General features: G+C 59.8%; 13 protein-coding genes. 9 read left to right on the top strand and 4 right to left on the bottom strand.

Going from position 1 to position 15639, the window contains the following annotated elements:
* Position 1 precedes the first annotated feature (1 nt).
* Positions 2-1069 (top strand): amino acid ABC transporter permease, encoded by a 1068-nt coding sequence (locus Q5Y75_RS08670; RefSeq protein WP_306196319.1) that lies wholly within the window; start codon positions 2-4, stop codon positions 1067-1069.
* Between the two features lie 103 nt (positions 1070-1172).
* Here Q5Y75_RS08670 and Q5Y75_RS08665 read toward each other — a convergent pair whose 3' ends face one another.
* From Q5Y75_RS08665 to metC, 3 genes are read right to left on the bottom strand one after another with little or no spacing between them, the layout of a single operon-like run.
* The gene (locus Q5Y75_RS08665) at positions 1173-2057 is read right to left on the bottom strand and encodes an MBL fold metallo-hydrolase (protein WP_306196317.1); all 885 of its coding nucleotides are present in this window, start codon (positions 2055-2057) and stop codon (positions 1173-1175) included.
* Between the two features lie 16 nt (positions 2058-2073).
* A complete protein-coding gene (locus tag Q5Y75_RS08660) occupies positions 2074-2709 on the bottom strand; it encodes a VOC family protein (RefSeq protein WP_306196315.1) in 636 nt (211 codons plus the stop codon).
* A gap of 9 nt (positions 2710-2718) precedes the next feature.
* Positions 2719-3918, bottom strand: a complete 1200-nt coding sequence (gene metC, locus Q5Y75_RS08655) for a cystathionine beta-lyase (protein WP_306196312.1) — start codon at positions 3916-3918, stop codon at positions 2719-2721.
* A 68-nt stretch (positions 3919-3986) separates the two neighbouring features.
* Between metC and Q5Y75_RS08650 the strand changes: the two genes are divergently transcribed.
* Positions 3987-6320: a molybdopterin-dependent oxidoreductase gene (locus Q5Y75_RS08650; protein WP_306196309.1), complete on the top strand. Its 2334-nt coding sequence runs from the start codon at positions 3987-3989 to the stop codon at positions 6318-6320.
* Positions 6317-7084 carry an IclR family transcriptional regulator gene (locus Q5Y75_RS08645; protein WP_306196307.1) on the top strand — a complete coding sequence of 256 codons (768 nt, stop codon included), beginning with the start codon at positions 6317-6319 and terminating at the stop codon, positions 7082-7084. The genes Q5Y75_RS08650 and Q5Y75_RS08645 overlap by 4 nt, the downstream gene beginning before the upstream one ends.
* Positions 7085-7108: 24 nt before the next feature.
* Here Q5Y75_RS08645 and Q5Y75_RS08640 read toward each other — a convergent pair whose 3' ends face one another.
* The gene (locus tag Q5Y75_RS08640; protein WP_306196305.1) at positions 7109-7513 is read right to left on the bottom strand and encodes a rhodanese-like domain-containing protein; all 405 of its coding nucleotides are present in this window, start codon (positions 7511-7513) and stop codon (positions 7109-7111) included.
* 128 nt (positions 7514-7641) lie between these two features.
* On the opposite strand from Q5Y75_RS08640, the gene Q5Y75_RS08635 reads away from it, so the two are divergent.
* From Q5Y75_RS08635 to Q5Y75_RS08610, 6 genes are read left to right on the top strand one after another with little or no spacing between them, the layout of a single operon-like run.
* Complete coding sequence (locus tag Q5Y75_RS08635) at positions 7642-8916, top strand: NAD(P)/FAD-dependent oxidoreductase (RefSeq protein ID WP_306196303.1); 1275 nt, start codon at positions 7642-7644, stop codon at positions 8914-8916.
* Positions 8917-8922: 6 nt separating this feature from the next.
* Positions 8923-10989 carry a hydantoinase/oxoprolinase family protein gene (locus Q5Y75_RS08630; RefSeq protein ID WP_306196301.1) on the top strand — a complete coding sequence of 689 codons (2067 nt, stop codon included), beginning with the start codon at positions 8923-8925 and terminating at the stop codon, positions 10987-10989.
* Positions 10990-10992: 3 nt separating this feature from the next.
* Positions 10993-12639 carry a hydantoinase B/oxoprolinase family protein gene (locus Q5Y75_RS08625; protein WP_306196299.1) on the top strand — a complete coding sequence of 549 codons (1647 nt, stop codon included), beginning with the start codon at positions 10993-10995 and terminating at the stop codon, positions 12637-12639.
* A 6-nt stretch (positions 12640-12645) separates the two neighbouring features.
* The gene (locus Q5Y75_RS08620) at positions 12646-13392 is read left to right on the top strand and encodes an SDR family NAD(P)-dependent oxidoreductase (RefSeq protein ID WP_306196297.1); all 747 of its coding nucleotides are present in this window, start codon (positions 12646-12648) and stop codon (positions 13390-13392) included.
* Positions 13389-15290: a propionyl-CoA synthetase gene (locus Q5Y75_RS08615; RefSeq protein ID WP_306196295.1), complete on the top strand. Its 1902-nt coding sequence runs from the start codon at positions 13389-13391 to the stop codon at positions 15288-15290. The genes Q5Y75_RS08620 and Q5Y75_RS08615 overlap by 4 nt, the downstream gene beginning before the upstream one ends.
* Complete coding sequence (locus Q5Y75_RS08610) at positions 15287-15631, top strand: RidA family protein (RefSeq protein WP_306196293.1); 345 nt, start codon at positions 15287-15289, stop codon at positions 15629-15631. Before Q5Y75_RS08615 ends, Q5Y75_RS08610 begins: the two co-directional genes overlap by 4 nt.
* Positions 15632-15639 lie beyond the last annotated feature (8 nt).

The raw sequence follows: 15639 nt of genomic DNA, 5'->3' as shown, positions 1-15639 counted from the left end.
TATGGCAACTGTCGCAATGCTTGGAAATTTCGACTGGAAACAGTTCAAGCGGCGGGCGTTCTCCACGCCCGCCAACTCGGCGATCACCATCATCGTCTATGCCGTTCTTTTGTGGCTGGTCTGGACGGCGATCAACTGGGCGCTTTTCAATGCGGTCTGGAGCGCTGAGGATGTCGAGCAATGCAGCAAAGAAGGCGCCTGTTGGTCTGTCATTGACGCACGGTACCGGCTGATCCTCTTTGGTCTGTATCCGTTTGACGAACACTGGCGGTCAACGCTGGCTTGTCTGGCGATTGTCGGCACCATTGTGCTGTCCTGCTTTCCATGGACCTGGACCGCAAAGCGCTTGTCGGTGATTTGGGTCGTGGGATTTGCAGCCTACTACCTGCTGATGGAAGGCGGCCTTCTGGGTCTTACCCAGGTCACCACAGATCAGTGGGGCGGATTGGCCCTGACCCTGTTCCTATTCTCCAGCGTTGTTCTGATCGGGATGCCGATGGGGCTTGGCCTGGCCCTGGCGCGGCGATCCGAGATGCCCGTTTTGCGCACATTCGCATCACTGGTCATCGACCTTATACGGTCGCTTCCACTGCTGACGACGCTGTTCACGGCTGCTGTCGTGATGCCGATCCTGCTTCCGAGCTGGCTGGAAGGGGACAAAATCTGGCGCGTGATCATCGCGTTTGGCCTGTTCTTTGCCTGTTATCAGGCCGAGGTGCTGCGTGGCGGTTTTCAGGCGATCCCGAAGGGCCAGTTTGAGGCCGGCAAGGCACTGGGCCTTACATATTGGCAAATCCTGGGACGCATCGTTCTTCCGCAAGTGTTCCGTCACGCTTTGCCTGCGACCATCAACAATGTTGTTGTGACGTTCAAGGAAACGGCCATCGTCATCATCATCGGATTTTTCGACATTCTGGCCTCTGCAAATGCCGCGTTCGGTACGCCTGAATGGGCACCGTATTATCTGGAAGTGCTGATCTTCGTTGCGCTGATCTACTGGGTCTTCCTGTTTGGCCTGGGCCAGTATGGCGAATACCTGAAGCGCAGGATGAAAGTGGCGGAGCGGTAGTATCAGACCAGAACTATCGCGAAGAAAGCCGCCCGTTTTTCTCCCGACGGGCGGCTTTTGCAGGATCAATAGTTTGAGAGGCGAGCCAAATAATGGATCGGCATCAAAGCTTGTTGACGGGGGTTTTGAGCATCATGTTGCCGTCGTCGTCCTTGGGCACTTCGCCACCGCGCATGTTCACCTGAAGCGAGGGCAGGATGAGCTTTGGCACGGCAAGCTGCGCGTCGCGTTCGGTACGGAACTTGATGAAGTCTTCGCGCGACTTGCCGCCGCCGACATGAATATTGTTGGCCCGCTGTTCGCCAATCGTGGTTTCCCAGGATATCGCCCGCCCGCCCGGCCCGTAATCGTGGCAAATGAAAAGCCGGACCTCATCGGGCATCGACAGCACCCTCTGGATCGAGTCATAAAGCTGACCGGCATCACCACCGGGGAAGTCGGCGCGGGCTGAGCCGCCATCGGGCATGAAAAGCGTGTCGCCCGCAAAAGCGGCGTCGCCCATCACATGCACCATGCAGGCCGGGGTATGGCCGGGCGTATGCAACGCAAAGCAGGGCAGCCCGTCCACCTGATAAGTATCATTGTCAGCGAAGAGCTTGTCGAACTGTGAGCCATCACGCTGAAACTCGGTGCCCTCGTTAAAGATCTTACCGAAGGTATCCTGAACGGTCAGCACATGCTCGCCGATACCTATCTTGCCGCCCAGCTCTTGCTGGATGTAGGGCGCGCCGGACAGGTGATCGGCATGGACATGGGTCTCGATGATCCATTCCAGCGTCAGACCCTGTTCGCGGATGAAAGCGATCATCCTGTCTGCGCAATCGAATGTCAGGCGTCCAGCAGCCGGGTCGAACTCCATGACCGGGTCGATGACGGCGCAGGCGGTACTGTCCGGGTCGCGCACAACATAGCTGATCGTGTTCGATTGCTCGTCAAAGAACCCGGTAACATCGGGTTTCGCATTAAGATCGATGGGCGGGGTCGTCATGTTCGGCCTCCTCGGTTTAGTCGAGTATAACCTCTCCGTTGGGACTGCGAAGCGCAAACGACAGCGCGGAGGGGCCTTCGGATATTTCTGCAAGATGTGAGATATCCAGGGCATCAAAAATACCTTGCAGGCGGGAGGTGTCAGGTGTGCTGATCCGCACCGCGTCCAGTTTCACCCCCAGATCCTGTTGTCCGGTCGAGGGGTGAGGCCCCGGCGACCATTCAATGAAGGCAGGCAGCAAGCCGCCTTCGGGCAGATGGCCATCCTTGGGAACGGTCAGGCGCCAGCTGCGGTCACCGCGCTGGAAATTAACGATCTCGCCCAGATCGACCGGGCTCGCCGCGATCACGGCATCGAGGTCGCTGGTGTTGACCACCCAGCACAGCGCTTGGGGCCGTTCCTTGAGGCGTGCTTGCGTGGCGGGGTCGTCAAGCGTGAACCAGCGAACGCGCCCCGGATCGGGGGCATCAGGATCAATTGCGATCAACTCAAAGAAACTCTCATTGCCCGCCTGCATAACGCAATTATGCGTGCTCATCGCGTCATGTTTGGAGCCTCGCGGCACCTCGACGCCGAGGGCGTCTTTCATGGCGGAAACACCCTGCGCGAGCGTGTCCGCCCCGACAGCAAAATGGTCGATTTTGTTGAGCATCCTGAATCCTTACGAGTCAAGCAAGGGAAGGGCTACGAGGAGGTCTGCCTTCAGGCTTTCAAGGTCCTCCAACCCGATATTGAAGCGGACGAGCTGGCCGGGTTCGGACCAGTTCGTCGCGGTTCGCACAGGTGTGACCGGAAGAACCAGACTTTCAAAACCGCCCCAACTGACACCGATGCCGAAATGATGCAGCGCGTCGACGAAAGCGCGCACGGCGCTTTCGCTGGTCGTGTGAAAGATCACGCCGAACAGGCCCGCAGCTCCGGTAAAGTCCCGTGCCCAGTTCTCGTGCCCGGAGCAGGAGGGCAGCGCGGGGTGCAAGACCGTTTTCACCCGCGATTGCGCCGCAAACCAGTTGGCCATTTCACGCCCCGCACGATCGATATGATCCAGGCGAAGCTTCAAGGTCCTGAGACCGCGCAGGGCCAGCAGAATCTCCTGCCCGCCGGTCTTGTCACCAATCTGCATGACCGTCTTGCGGATGACCTCAGCGTAAGCCGCGTTGCTGGCAGCAATACCAAGCATACAGTCGGAATGCCCGGAGATGTATTTGCTGCCCGAATACACCACGATATCGACACCCCAGGCGAGGGGCTGGCTAAAGACCGGCGTACCCCAGGTATTGTCGAGCACTGTGGCGACATTTGCCTTTTGCGCGGCGCTTGCGATGGCGTGGATATCGGGCATCTCGAACGTGCCCGATCCAGGGCTTTCGAACATGATCGCGGCGGTGGATTCGCGTATCAGTTTTGCAACATCCGCGCCGATCATTGGGTCGAAATACTCGACCTCAACGCCCTGCTGAGTCAGCAATCCATCACAAAACGCGCGCGTATTGCCATAAACATTGTCGGCGACCAAAAGATGAGAGCAGGGGCGGGTCAGCGCCATCAATGTTGTGGACACCGCCGCCACGCCGGAAGAGGTGAGCGTGACCGCTTCGGCGCCCTCCAGTTTGGCCAGCATCTGTTCCAGCTTATACGTTGCGGCGTTGCCGTAGCGCCCGTAATAAAGCGTGCCACTTTCATAGCGGGCGTCGCGCGCACGCTCGAACTCCGCTAATGTGTCAAAGACCATGGTCGAGCCCAGCTCGATAGGCATGTTGACATGCCGACCCTCAACGCGATCAGGCCGTCCGTCCTGCACTAGGCAGTCGGATAAATTTACAGGGGTATCCCACACTTTTGTGCCCTCTAGTTCGATCATTAGGATGACAGCACCCTTCCGATGTGTCAATATTTGGAATATCAGTTTTTTATACCGGAACAATGAGAGTGACTGAAAAAACTGCCCGGACTCTGACTGGAAGCCATTGGGGTGCCGGAATTGCCGAGACTGTCGAAGGCCGATTAGTGGCCGTACATCCGCATCCCGCCGATCCCAACCCGTCCGAGATAAATACCAACATTGCCTCCAGCCTGAATGGGCGCGCGCGCGTGCGGCGGCCTGCCGTGCGGCGCGGCTGGCTGACGGGGGAAGGCGTGCGCGGTCGTGATAGTTTTGTCGAAGTAAGTTGGGACGACGTGCTCGATTTGCTTGCGAGGGAATTGAAACGGGTCCGGCAGACCCATGGCAACGAAGCGATCTTTGCCGGGTCTTACGGTTGGTCGAGCGCGGGGCGGTTTCATCATGCGCAGAGCCAGCTCAAGCGGTTCCTGAACGGGCAGGGCGGGTTTGTCCGGTCTGAAGGGAATTACAGCTACAATGCGGCCTTGGTGCTGATGCCGCATATCGTCGGCCCATTCAGAATGCAGGTCGCCCAAGCCACGCGCTGGCAGGTGATCGCCAAGCACACCGATCTGGTGGTGATGTTTGGCGGGATGGCCCAGCGGAACACACAAGTCAGCGACGGTGGTGTGGCCAAACACCGGATGGTTGATAATCTGAAAGCCTGTGCCGAAGCTGGTGTAAGGTTCGTGAATCTCAGCCCGCTGAAAACAGATGCGGCGGACGAGATAGCGGCGGAATGGCTACCGCCCAAACCCGGCACCGATACCGCAGTGATGATGGGGCTGGCGCATACGCTGCTGAGCGAAAGCTTGCATGACCCGGACTTTCTGGAGCGTTATACGGTCGGGTTTGACAAGGTCGCCGCCTATCTGCGCGGCGAGGTTGATGGGGTCGTGAAGTCAGCCGAGTGGGCCGCTGGCGTTTCCGGGGTGCCCGAAGGCCGCATCGTAGCGCTGGCGCGCGAGATGGCGGCAGGGCGCACAATGGTCACCTGCGCCGCCGCGTTGCAACGGGCCGACTATGGCGAGCAGCCCTTGTGGATCAGCGTCACCTTAGCTGCGATTCTGGGTCAGATCGGATTGCCGGGCGGTGGCTATACTGTCGGGTTTGGCGTGAACGCCAATATCGGGAATATCGAGCGTCCGTTCCGCTGGGGCGCCTTGCCACAAGGCAAGAACCCGGTGAACGATTTCGTCCCCGTGGCCATGATCTCGGAGATGCTGCTGAACCCGGGTGGATCGTACAAGTATAATGGAGAAAACCGGACCTTCCCTGATATTCGCATGGTCTGGTGGGCGGGCGGTAATCCGTTCCACCACCACCAGGATTTGCGACGCCTTCACAGAGCCTTTCAACGCCCCGACACCATAATCGTGAATGAACTGAACTGGACAGCGACGGCGCGGCACGCGGATATCGTGCTGCCGGTCGCGGCAGCGCAGGAACGCACGGATTTTGGTGGCGGCAAATCAGACAATGCCCTGGTGCCTATGCTTGCAAGTTCAACGCCGGTGGGTGAGGCACGGGTTGAGTTTGATATCTTCGCCGACCTTGCTGGCCGGATGGGTGATGCAGAGACCTTTACCGAAGGTTTGAGCAAGGACATGTGGCTGAAACGTATCTGGAGCGAGACGCAGCAGGCGGCAGACGCGGCGGGGGAAAGCCTGCCGGATTGGGAGAGCTTCATTCAGGGCGATATTGTCGAGTTGAATGACCCGTCGCCTGATCAGGTCTTCATGGCTGAATTCCGTAAGGATCCAGAAGCCAACCCGCTGCAGACCCCAAGCGGGCGAATCGAGCTCTATTCGCAGCGGATAGCAAGTTTTGGGCTTAACGATTGTCCGGGCCACGCGACCTGGTTCGTTCCCAGGGATGTGGTGGCAGGTTCGCATCCGTTGTATCTCATATCGGGACAGCCAGCGACCCGACTGCATTCGCAACTCGATAATGGGGATTTCAGCCGCAGCCACAAGGTTCAAGGCCGGGAGCCGATCCTGATTCACCCTGAAGATGCTGGCGAAAGGGGCATTGCCGAAGGCGATGTGGTTGAAGTGTTCAATGAGCGGGGGCGCTGCCTGGCCGGCGCGCGCATCACGGATGACATCCGAAAAGGCTGCGTTTTTTTGTGGACAGGCGCTTGGTATGATCCGGATTTCAACGCGCCGCAAGAGCGTGATCGCCACGGCAATCCAAACGCCCTGACCCACGATTTGCGCACGTCAAGCCTGACGCAAAGCCCAGCATCGCACTCCGCGATGGTCGAGATACAACGCTTTGACGGAACAGTGCCGCCTGTCACGGTACATGAGCAACCGGAGTTTGAAGCTGCTCCGCGTTCTGATATGCAGAACATGGCGAGAGGAGACCAAAACACGTGAGCGAAAATTCAAAAGCACCAAAGGTGGATTCTACCCTATCCAAAGGATTGGCAATATTGGAGAATCTTGCCGCGTCACAACAAAGCAAAGGCGTCACGGAACTGTCGCGCGAGTTGGAGCTGACCAAATCAAACACATTTCGGCTTTTGCAAACGCTGACGACGCTGGGCTATGTGAAGCATCTGGATGACAAGAGCTATGCCGCGACACTCAAGACTTGGCAGGTTGGGCGCAGTTCGGTCGAGAATCTGAACCTGCGCGCGGTCGCAGCGCCCGAGATGGCGCATTTGAGCCAGGAGACCGGGGAGGCGATCTATTTGGCTGTCCCAGAAGGCCTCACGGTTGTCTATATCGACAAGATCGACAGTCTGAAGCCAATCCGGTCATGGAACCCGGTTGGTGGGAGTGCACCGATCCATTGCGTTGGCACAGGCAAGGCGATCATGGCCAGCAACTTTGAACAGATGCGAGACAAACTGACCGGCAAGCTGGCACGCTACACGGACAACACGCTCACCACGTTCAACGAGCTGCAGCAGGATGTGGCCGAAACGCTTAAGCAGGGCTACGCGTTTGACCGCGGTGAGTTTCGCGATCGCATCCTGAGTTTCGGCGCATCGATCCTGTTGCCGGATGGCGAGGCGGTTGCAGCGCTGGGTATCTCTTTGCCCGATATCAACCTCGTCGATGGTGGCGAAGACCAATTGGGAACACTTGTTCGGCACGCCGCCGCAGGTGTGTCACAGAAGCTGCGCCGACTGTGAGGTGAGCATTACCCAGCGCCTGTATCAGTCTTTTGTGGCGATCTTTTCAACCGGACCGCCCGACTTTTCCCAGGACCCGAATCCATCTTTGAGATGCGCGGCGTCAAAGCCCATATCCTGCAATGTGGCAACGGTTATCGCCGAGCGCCATCCGGACGCGCAGTGAAAGACGTATTTCTTGCCTTCCTGCGCAAAGACATCCTTGTGGTAGGGGCTGCCGGGGTCGACCCAGAACTCGATCATGCCGCGCGGGGCATGAAAGCTGCCCGGAATGAAACCCGTCCGCTGACGTTCTCTGACGTCGCGAATGTCAACGATCACGACATCCGGGTCGTCGAGCATCGCGATGAGATCAGCGGTTTCGATCTCTTCGATGCGGTCGCGAGACTCCTGCACCATCTGTGCAGCGGTTTTTTTGAGAGTTGGCATGACATTGTTCCGATATATATAACATGTTTTTCATATATTGACACAGTGACAAGTTCATTGCAACCTGCTCATAGATGAATCGTGCGAGCCTTCGCGCGCGTTCACACTTGTGAGGAATAGACCATCCTATGAGAACAGGCAGCCCGATTTCTCTTTGGGACATCTCAGCCAAAGAACCGGACATTCAAAACCCGATGGCGGGCGATGTCGAGACGGATGTCGCCATCGTGGGCGGTGGCTTCACCGGGCTTTCGACAGCGCTCTACTGTGCTGAACGTGGCGTTAGTGCTCAGGTGCTTGAAGCCAAGCACATCGGGTATGGTGGCTCGGGCCGGAATGTGGGTCTCGTAAATGCCGGCGTCTGGCACCCTCCTGCGGCTGTGCGGAAAGAGCTGGGGGACACTTACGGGCCGCGCTTCGTAAAGCGCTTTGGTGAAGGCCCCGCGCAAGTCTTCGATCTGATCGAAAAGCATCAGATCCGCTGCGAGGTTACCAAGACCGGAACCATTCATGCAGCCCATGCGCCATCGGGCTTCAAGGATCTGCAGGCGCGTCACGCGGAATGGGAGCGGCTGGGCGAGCCGGTTGATTTGTTGTCGGCCGAGGACATGGTTGAGAAGACCGGTACGCGCGCGTTTTATGGCGGTTTGTTGGATCACCGGGCGGGCACGATCAATCCGATGGGCTATTGCCGCGGCCTGGCGCGCGCCGCAAAGGGCGCTGGTGCCGGGATCAGCACCGGTGTCCGCGCGACCAAGCTGCGCCGGGATGGCGAGATGTGGCTGGTCGAAACCGATCAGGGCACCGTTCGGGCCAAATATGTCGTCCTGGGCACAAATGCCTATAGCGATGATTTGTGGCCCGATCTGAAACGCGTCTTTACGATGATCCATTATTTCCAGCTGGCGACCAAACCGCTGGCCGCGGATATGTCCCACATTCTGCCGGGCCGTCAGGGCATATGGGATACCGGTCAGATCATGTTCAGCATTCGTCGTGACGCCTATGACCGGATCGTGATCGGCTCGATGGGCACGGTTGTCGGCTCGGTCGGTCGCGGATTGTCGCGTCGCTGGGCCAAGAAACAGCTTGCGCGCCTCTATCCCGAACTGGGCCCGGTCGAGTTCGAAGAGGCGTGGCACGGCCAGATCGCCATGACGCCGGACCACCTGCCGCGCATCTACCAACTGGCCCCCAACCTGTTGACCCCCATCGGCTATAACGGTCGCGGGATTACGACGGGCACGATCTTCGGACAGTGCATGGCCGACCTGATTTCGGGCATGGACCCCGCGGATCTGCCCCTGCCGATGACCGAATTGTCAACCGTTCCCTCGGCCCCGATCATGTCCCGCCTGTATCAGACGGCCTTCACGGCCAACCAAGTCATCAAGAGCCTTTAGAGACCCATGAGCAAGATTGATTTTCGCGTCGGCGTCGACATTGGTGGAACCTTTACGGATGTCGCGCTGCAGCATCCGGGCGGTCTGTCCACCTGCAAAGTACTGACCAACTACGGCCAGCCCGAACAGGCGATTTTGGACGGGATCGCGAAGGCCGCGGATCAGGCCGATATCGCGCTGGGTGAGATCGGACAGGTCATTCACGGCACCACCTTGGTAACCAACTCGCTGATCGAACGGCGGGGTGCAAAAACCGCCTTTATCACCACCGAAGGGTTTCGGGACGTGATCGAGATGCGCTCGGAAAACCGGTTCGAGCAATATGACCTGAACCTCAACCTGCCCAAACCCCTGGTGCCCCGTCAGGACCGCTTCACCCTGAACGAACGTATGGGCCCCGACGGAGAGGTTCTGCTGGCGCTGGACCTGTCCGAAGTCAATGCGATGGTCGACACGATCAAAGCGGGCGGGTTCGAAGCGGTCGCTATCGGTCTGATGCACGCCTATGCCAATGACGCGCATGAGGTCGCTATGGGTGAGGCGCTGCGCAAGGCGCTGCCGGAGCTGTCGATTTCATTGTCTTCGGTGATCTCGCCTCAGATGCGCGAACTGCCCCGGTTCAATACGGTGATCGCCAACGCTTACGTACAGCCCCAGGTCGCCGATTATTTGGGTCGTCTGGTGGCCCGTTTGCGCGACACCGGCGTAACGGCGCCGGTCTTCATGCTGCATTCGGGCGGCGGGTTGATTTCGGTCGAAACCGCAGCGGAACAGCCGGTGCGCCTGCTGGAATCCGGCCCTGCGGGTGGCGCGATCTTTGCGGCTGATTTTGCGCGGGCGTATGGGCTGGATAAGGTGCTCAGCTTTGATATGGGCGGGACCACGGCCAAGATTTGCCTGATCGAGGACGGCGCGCCGAAAACGGCCAACACGTTCGAAGTTGCCCGGACCTATCGCTTCAAGAAAGGCTCAGGCATGACTGTTTCAACACCCGTTGTGGAAATGGTCGAGATCGGGGCCGGTGGCGGTTCGATTGCCTCGGTCGACAGTATGGGTCGGCTGCAGGTGGGGCCGCGCTCGGCGGCGTCGGAACCCGGACCGGCCTGTTACGGGCGCGGTGGGACCGAGCCAACGGTGACCGATGCCAACCTGCTGTTGGGCCGTCTGGACCCGGATAACTTTGCCGGGGGTGCGATCCCGCTGCACATGGCAGAATCCGAGAAGGCCGCCGCGAAACTGAACCTCTCTGCCGGGGATGCCGCCTTTGGTATCACCGAACTGGTGGATGAAAACATGGCCAACGCCGCGCGGGTTCACACGGTCGAAAACGGGCGCGACATTGAACATTTCACCATGATCGCTTTCGGCGGCGGAGCGCCGCTGCATGCCTGCCGTCAATGTGAAAAGCTGGGGATCAAGGCGCTGATCATCCCGCCGGGCGCTGGTGTGGGTTCGGCCATCGGCTTCCTGAAGGCGCCCTTCAGCTTTGAGGCGACACGCGGGCTGTTCCAGCGTCTGGACGATTTCGACGCCGGTGCCGTGAACGCGGCCCTGATCGAGATGGAAGCTGAGGCGCGCGCCTTTGTGGACGAGGGGGCAAAAGGGGCCGATACGGAAATCCGCCTGACCGCGCAGATGCGCTATTCCGGGCAGGGCTGGGAAATCCCGGTGGTGCTGCCGCACAAACAGTTTGAAGACAGCGACGTGTCGCTGATCCTCAAGGCCTTCGAAGATGCCTATCGCACGCTCTTTGGCCGTATCATCGACGGGCTGGCGGTGGAGATTACCAACTGGCTTCTGACCGTCTCGACGGTGCTTCCCGATGCTGACCCGGTTGCAGGCCATAACAGTGGTTCGGATGCTGATGTGGCGCGGACGCGGGAATTCTTCGACGCTGCCCTGCGCAAATCGGTTGAAGCGCGCGAGATTGAACGGTCGAACATGACACCGGGCAAGGCCGTCGAAGGCCCCGCGATCATCGTTGAATCCGAAACCTCCACCGTTGTCACCTCGGGCTACCGCGCGGTGGGACAGGGCGATGGAAGTTTGCTATTGCTGGCGAAGGAGGCTTAAACCATGGGCGCGTCAGACATCGATCACCAGATCATGTGGAACCGCCTGATAGCGGTTGTAGAAGAACAGGCCACAACGCTGATCCGCACAGCCTTTTCCACCTCAGTCCGTGAGGCAGGCGACCTGTCGGCGGGTCTGTTCGACCGTGAGGGGCGGATGATCGCGCAGGCGGTGACCGGCACACCGGGCCACGTCAACGCAATGGCAGAAAGCGTCACGCATTTTGCCACCCAAATCGGGCCTCAGAACACGTTTGAGGGTGATGTCTTCATCACCAACGATCCGTGGCTGGGCACCGGCCACCTGCATGACATCACCGTGGTGACCCCTGTGTTCCGCAAGGGGTCGCATATCGGCTATTTCGCCTGCACCGCGCATGTGGTCGACATCGGCGGGCGCGGCTTTGGTCCAGACGGTAACGAAGTGTTCGAAGAGGGTCTGCTGATCCCGATCACCAAGTTCGCCGAACGCGGTCAGGTGCAGCCCCTGCTGATCGAGATGATCCGCGCCAATGTGCGCACCCCGGACCAGACCGTGGGCGATATGTACTCGCTGGCCGCTTGTAACGAGGCGGGCGATCGCCGCCTGCAGGCGATGATGGATGAGTTCGATATCGACGATCTGCAATCCCTGTCGGATTTCGTGATCGAGACCAGCCGCAAGGCGACGCTGGAGGCCATCGCCAAAGTGCCCTCGGGCACTTATCACGAGACGATGCAGGTCGATGGCTATGACGCGCCGATCCAAATGGAAGTGACCCTCAGCGTCGATGGCGATCAACTGCTGGCGGATTTCGCGGGCACATCGGGTATGAGCCGGTTCGGTGTGAACTGCCCCGAGGTCTATACCCGCGCCTATGCCTGCTACGCGCTGAAATGCGCGATTGCGCCTGAAGTACCCAACAACACGGGGTCACTGGAGCCGTTTCGGATCACCGCACCCGAGGGCTGTATTCTGGCCGCGAGACGCCCTGCACCGGTCTCGGTGCGCCATGTCGTGGGGCATCTGGTGCCCGATGTGGTGCTGGGTGCGCTGCACAAAGCGTTGCCAGACACGGTTCCGGCGGAGGGCGCAAGCGCGTTGTGGAACATTCAGATCTCCACACGTGCCTCGGATCCAGACAGCGGTTTGCCGAACCACGAGATACTAATGTTCAACTCTGGCGGCACCGGTGCGCGCCCAACCTTTGACGGGCTGAGCGCCACGGCCTTCCCCTCGGGCGTGTCGACCATGAGTGTTGAAGCGACCGAACATGTAGGCCCGATCACCGTCTGGCGCAAGGACCTGCGCGAAGGCTCGGGCGGGGCCGGTGCCCTGCGCGGCGGTCTCGGCCAGACCATCGAGATCGAACCGCGCGCGGGATATGATTTCTACTTTAACGCCATGTTCGACCGGGTGAAAAATCCGGCCCGCGGACGCAATGGCGGGCTGGCTGGTGCTGCGGGCGCGGTAGAACTGGCGGATGGCACCAAGCTTCGCTCTAAGGGTAGGCAACTGGTCAAGAATGGCCAGCGGCTGAAACTCAGCCTGCCCGGCGGCGGCGGTTACGGCGCGCCGGAACAGAGGGATCGTGACGCGGTGGCCGGTGATGTGGCCTCTGGGTTCATCACCGCCGAACAGGCAAAGCAAGATTATGGATTCGAAGGATAAACGCAGATGGCTGACACTCCGATTGCAGTTGTAACCGGTGCCGCACAGGGTATCGGACTGGCCTGCGCCGAGGCGCTGAAAGAGGATGGCTACAAGGTCATTCTGGTCGATATTCAGGACAGCGTTAAAGGCGCCGCCGCCGCTATGGGTGGCGTTGGCATGGTGTGCGACATGGGGGATGCCGACGCCATCAGCGCCATGTTCGACACTATCGAAGCCGAACATGGCCCGGTTTCGGCGCTGGTGAACAATGCGGGCGTCGCGATGCCCGGTGATTTCCTGGAATATGACCTGGCCACATTTGATCGGGTGATGGACATCAACCTGCGCGGCGTTTTTGTGGCCACTCAGCGGGTTGCCGCGACAATGGTGGCTAACGGGATCGAAGGCGCGATTGTGAACATGTCGTCGATCAACGCGCAGGTCGCGATCCCCGCGATCCCGGCCTATTGCGCCTCCAAGGGTGGCATCATGCAGTTGACCAAGGTTGCTGCACTGGCGCTGGCCCCGAAGAACATCCGCGTCAATGCGGTGGGTCCCGGTTCAATCGATACCGAAATGATGGCGGGCGTGAATGCCAATCCCGAGGCTCTTAAAATGGCCATGTCGCGCACCCCGCTGGGTCGTCCCGGTACAGCGCGCGAAATTGGGGACGTCGTGGCGTTTCTGTGCTCGAAGAAGGCCAGCTATGTCACCGGTGAGACAATTTACGTCGATGGTGGCCGTCTCGGCCTCAACTATGTGATGTCATGAGCTACGCAGACGCTTATGCAAGCTGGCAGGCCAATCCGGAGGCGTTCTGGGGCAGGGCCGCCGAGCAGATCGACTGGTTCACGCCTGCCCAAAAGGTCTTTGACCCCGACACGGGCGTCTATGGGCGCTGGTTTGCCGGGGCCACCTGCAACACCTGCTGGAACTGCGTCGACCGCCATGTGGAGGCAGGTCACGGCGCGCGCAAGGCGCTGGTCTATGACAGCCCGGTAACCAACACGGTTCAGACCTTTACCTTTGCCGAATTGCAGGCTGAGGTCGGCGCGCTGGCCTCGGTCATGCGTGATCATGGCGTGGGCAAGGACGACCGCGTTGTCATCTACATGCCGATGGTGCCGCAGGCGGTGTTTGCGATGTTGGCCTGTGCCCGCCTTGGGGCAATCCATTCGGTGGTCTTCGGCGGTTTTGCGCCCCATGAACTGGCCACGCGGATCAATGATGCGGAACCCAAGATGATCATCTCGGCCTCCTGCGGGATCGAGCCGGGGCGGATCGTGCACTACAAACCGCTGCTGGATGCGGCGATTGAAGAGGCAACCACCAAGCCCGAGCATTGCCTGATCCTGCAGCGCGAGATGGAACTGGCGCATCTGACCCCGGGCCGCGATCTGGACTATGCCGCACTGGTCGGTGCTGCGAAAGATGCCGGGGTAATGACGGAATGTGTGCCGCTTGAAGCGACCGATCCGCTTTATATCCTTTATACGTCGGGTACGACCGGCCAGCCAAAAGGCGTGGTGCGCGACAATGGCGGCCATATGGTGGCCCTGAAATGGACGATGGAACACCACTATGGGATCAACCCCGGCGAGGTGTTCTGGGCCGCCTCAGACGTTGGCTGGGTCGTTGGACATTCCTATATCTGCTACGGTCCGCTGCTGCACGGATGCGCCACGGTTGTTTATGAAGGCAAGCCGGTGGGCACGCCAGACGCAGGGGCCTTTTGGCGGGTCATTCAGGATCACGAGGTTGCGGCGCTGTTCACCGCGCCAACGGCCTTACGCGCGATCAAGAAAGAGGACCCGAAGGGCCAGTTGATCGGCCAGTACGACCTGTCCAAATTCCGCACGCTGTTTCTGGCTGGTGAGCGCTCGGACCCGGCGACGATCCAGTGGGCCGAAGAGAAACTGCATCGCCCAGTGATCGACCACTGGTGGCAGACGGAAACAGGCTGGGCCATGTCCGGCAACCCGGTGGGTCTGGGGCAGTTCCCGGTCAAATACGGCTCACCCGGCAAGCCGATGCCGGGTTATGACATTCAGGTTCTGGACGATGAAGGCCATGCGGTTGCGCCCGGCACGCTGGGCAATATCGTCTGCAAGCTGCCGCTTCCGCCATCGGGCTTTCCGACACTTTGGCGCGCGCCGGAACGGTTCCTATCCTCGTATATGGAAGAGTTCCCCGGTTACTACGCCACCTCGGATGCGGGGATCATTGATGAAGACGGTTATGTCTTCATCATGGCCCGCACGGATGACATCATCAACGTTGCAGGCCACCGTCTGTCGACCGGCGCGATGGAAGAGGTGATCGGGGCGCACCCGGACATTGCCGAATGTGCGGTGGTTGGTGCCGCCGATGCGCTGAAAGGTCAGATGCCGCTTGGCTTCTATGTGACCAATGACGGCGCGGACCGTGATGCGAGCGAGCTGGAAAGAGAACTGGTCTTGCTGATGCGGGAACAGATTGGTGCGGTTGCCGCGTTCAAAACGGCGATCCCGGTCAAGCGTCTTCCCAAGACACGCTCTGGCAAGGTGTTGCGCGGCACGATGCAGAAGATTGCGGACCGCGCCGAGTTCAAGATGCCGGCCGCAATCGACGATCCCGCCATTCTGGAAGAGATTGCCGACGCTTTGAAGGGCAGGGGGCTACTGTCATGATCGAACGCATTCATACCGGCACGCGGATGTCGAAAATCGTCAAGCACAATGGCGTGGCCTATCTGTGCGGTCAGGTCGGAGCGGGGGATACGGTCGCCGAGCAAACCCGGGACTGCCTGTCCCGCGTTGATGCATTGCTGGCGGAGGCGGGCTCGGATCGCGAACATATCCTGCAGGCCATCGTCTGGCTGCGCGACATGGCGGATTTTGCCGAAATGAACGCCGTCTGGGATGCCTGGGTGCCCGAGGGCCATGCGCCCGCCCGCGCCTGCGGCGAAGCCCGGCTGGCCCGGGATGTATTGAAAGTCGAGATCATCGTAACAGCAGCCATAAAAACCTGAACGGGAGA

This window comes from Ruegeria discodermiae, assembly GCF_030758345.1.
In the GTDB taxonomy this organism is placed as follows: domain Bacteria; phylum Pseudomonadota; class Alphaproteobacteria; order Rhodobacterales; family Rhodobacteraceae; genus Ruegeria_C.
The sequence above is the reverse complement of the archived record's forward strand: the minus strand, read 5'-3'. Positions and strand labels throughout refer to the sequence as shown.

What these genes read in the sequence shown, in the direction of transcription:
- Q5Y75_RS08660 (WP_306196315.1), bottom strand. Translation starts at nt 2,709, where the DNA reads ATGCTCAACAAAATCGACCATTTTGCTGTCGGGGCGGACACGCTCGCG.
- Q5Y75_RS08640 (WP_306196305.1), bottom strand. Translation starts at nt 7,513, where the DNA reads ATGCCAACTCTCAAAAAAACCGCTGCACAGATGGTGCAGGAGTCTCGC.
- Q5Y75_RS08610 (WP_306196293.1), top strand. Translation starts at nt 15,287, where the DNA reads ATGATCGAACGCATTCATACCGGCACGCGGATGTCGAAAATCGTCAAG.
- Q5Y75_RS08630 (WP_306196301.1), top strand. Translation starts at nt 8,923, where the DNA reads ATGAGCAAGATTGATTTTCGCGTCGGCGTCGACATTGGTGGAACCTTT.
- Q5Y75_RS08615 (WP_306196295.1), top strand. Translation starts at nt 13,389, where the DNA reads ATGAGCTACGCAGACGCTTATGCAAGCTGGCAGGCCAATCCGGAGGCG.
- Q5Y75_RS08635 (WP_306196303.1), top strand. Translation starts at nt 7,642, where the DNA reads ATGAGAACAGGCAGCCCGATTTCTCTTTGGGACATCTCAGCCAAAGAA.
- Q5Y75_RS08620 (WP_306196297.1), top strand. Translation starts at nt 12,646, where the DNA reads ATGGCTGACACTCCGATTGCAGTTGTAACCGGTGCCGCACAGGGTATC.
- Q5Y75_RS08625 (WP_306196299.1), top strand. Translation starts at nt 10,993, where the DNA reads ATGGGCGCGTCAGACATCGATCACCAGATCATGTGGAACCGCCTGATA.
- Q5Y75_RS08665 (WP_306196317.1), bottom strand. Translation starts at nt 2,057, where the DNA reads ATGACGACCCCGCCCATCGATCTTAATGCGAAACCCGATGTTACCGGG.
- metC (WP_306196312.1), bottom strand. Translation starts at nt 3,918, where the DNA reads ATGATCGAACTAGAGGGCACAAAAGTGTGGGATACCCCTGTAAATTTA.
- Q5Y75_RS08670 (WP_306196319.1), top strand. Translation starts at nt 2, where the DNA reads ATGGCAACTGTCGCAATGCTTGGAAATTTCGACTGGAAACAGTTCAAG.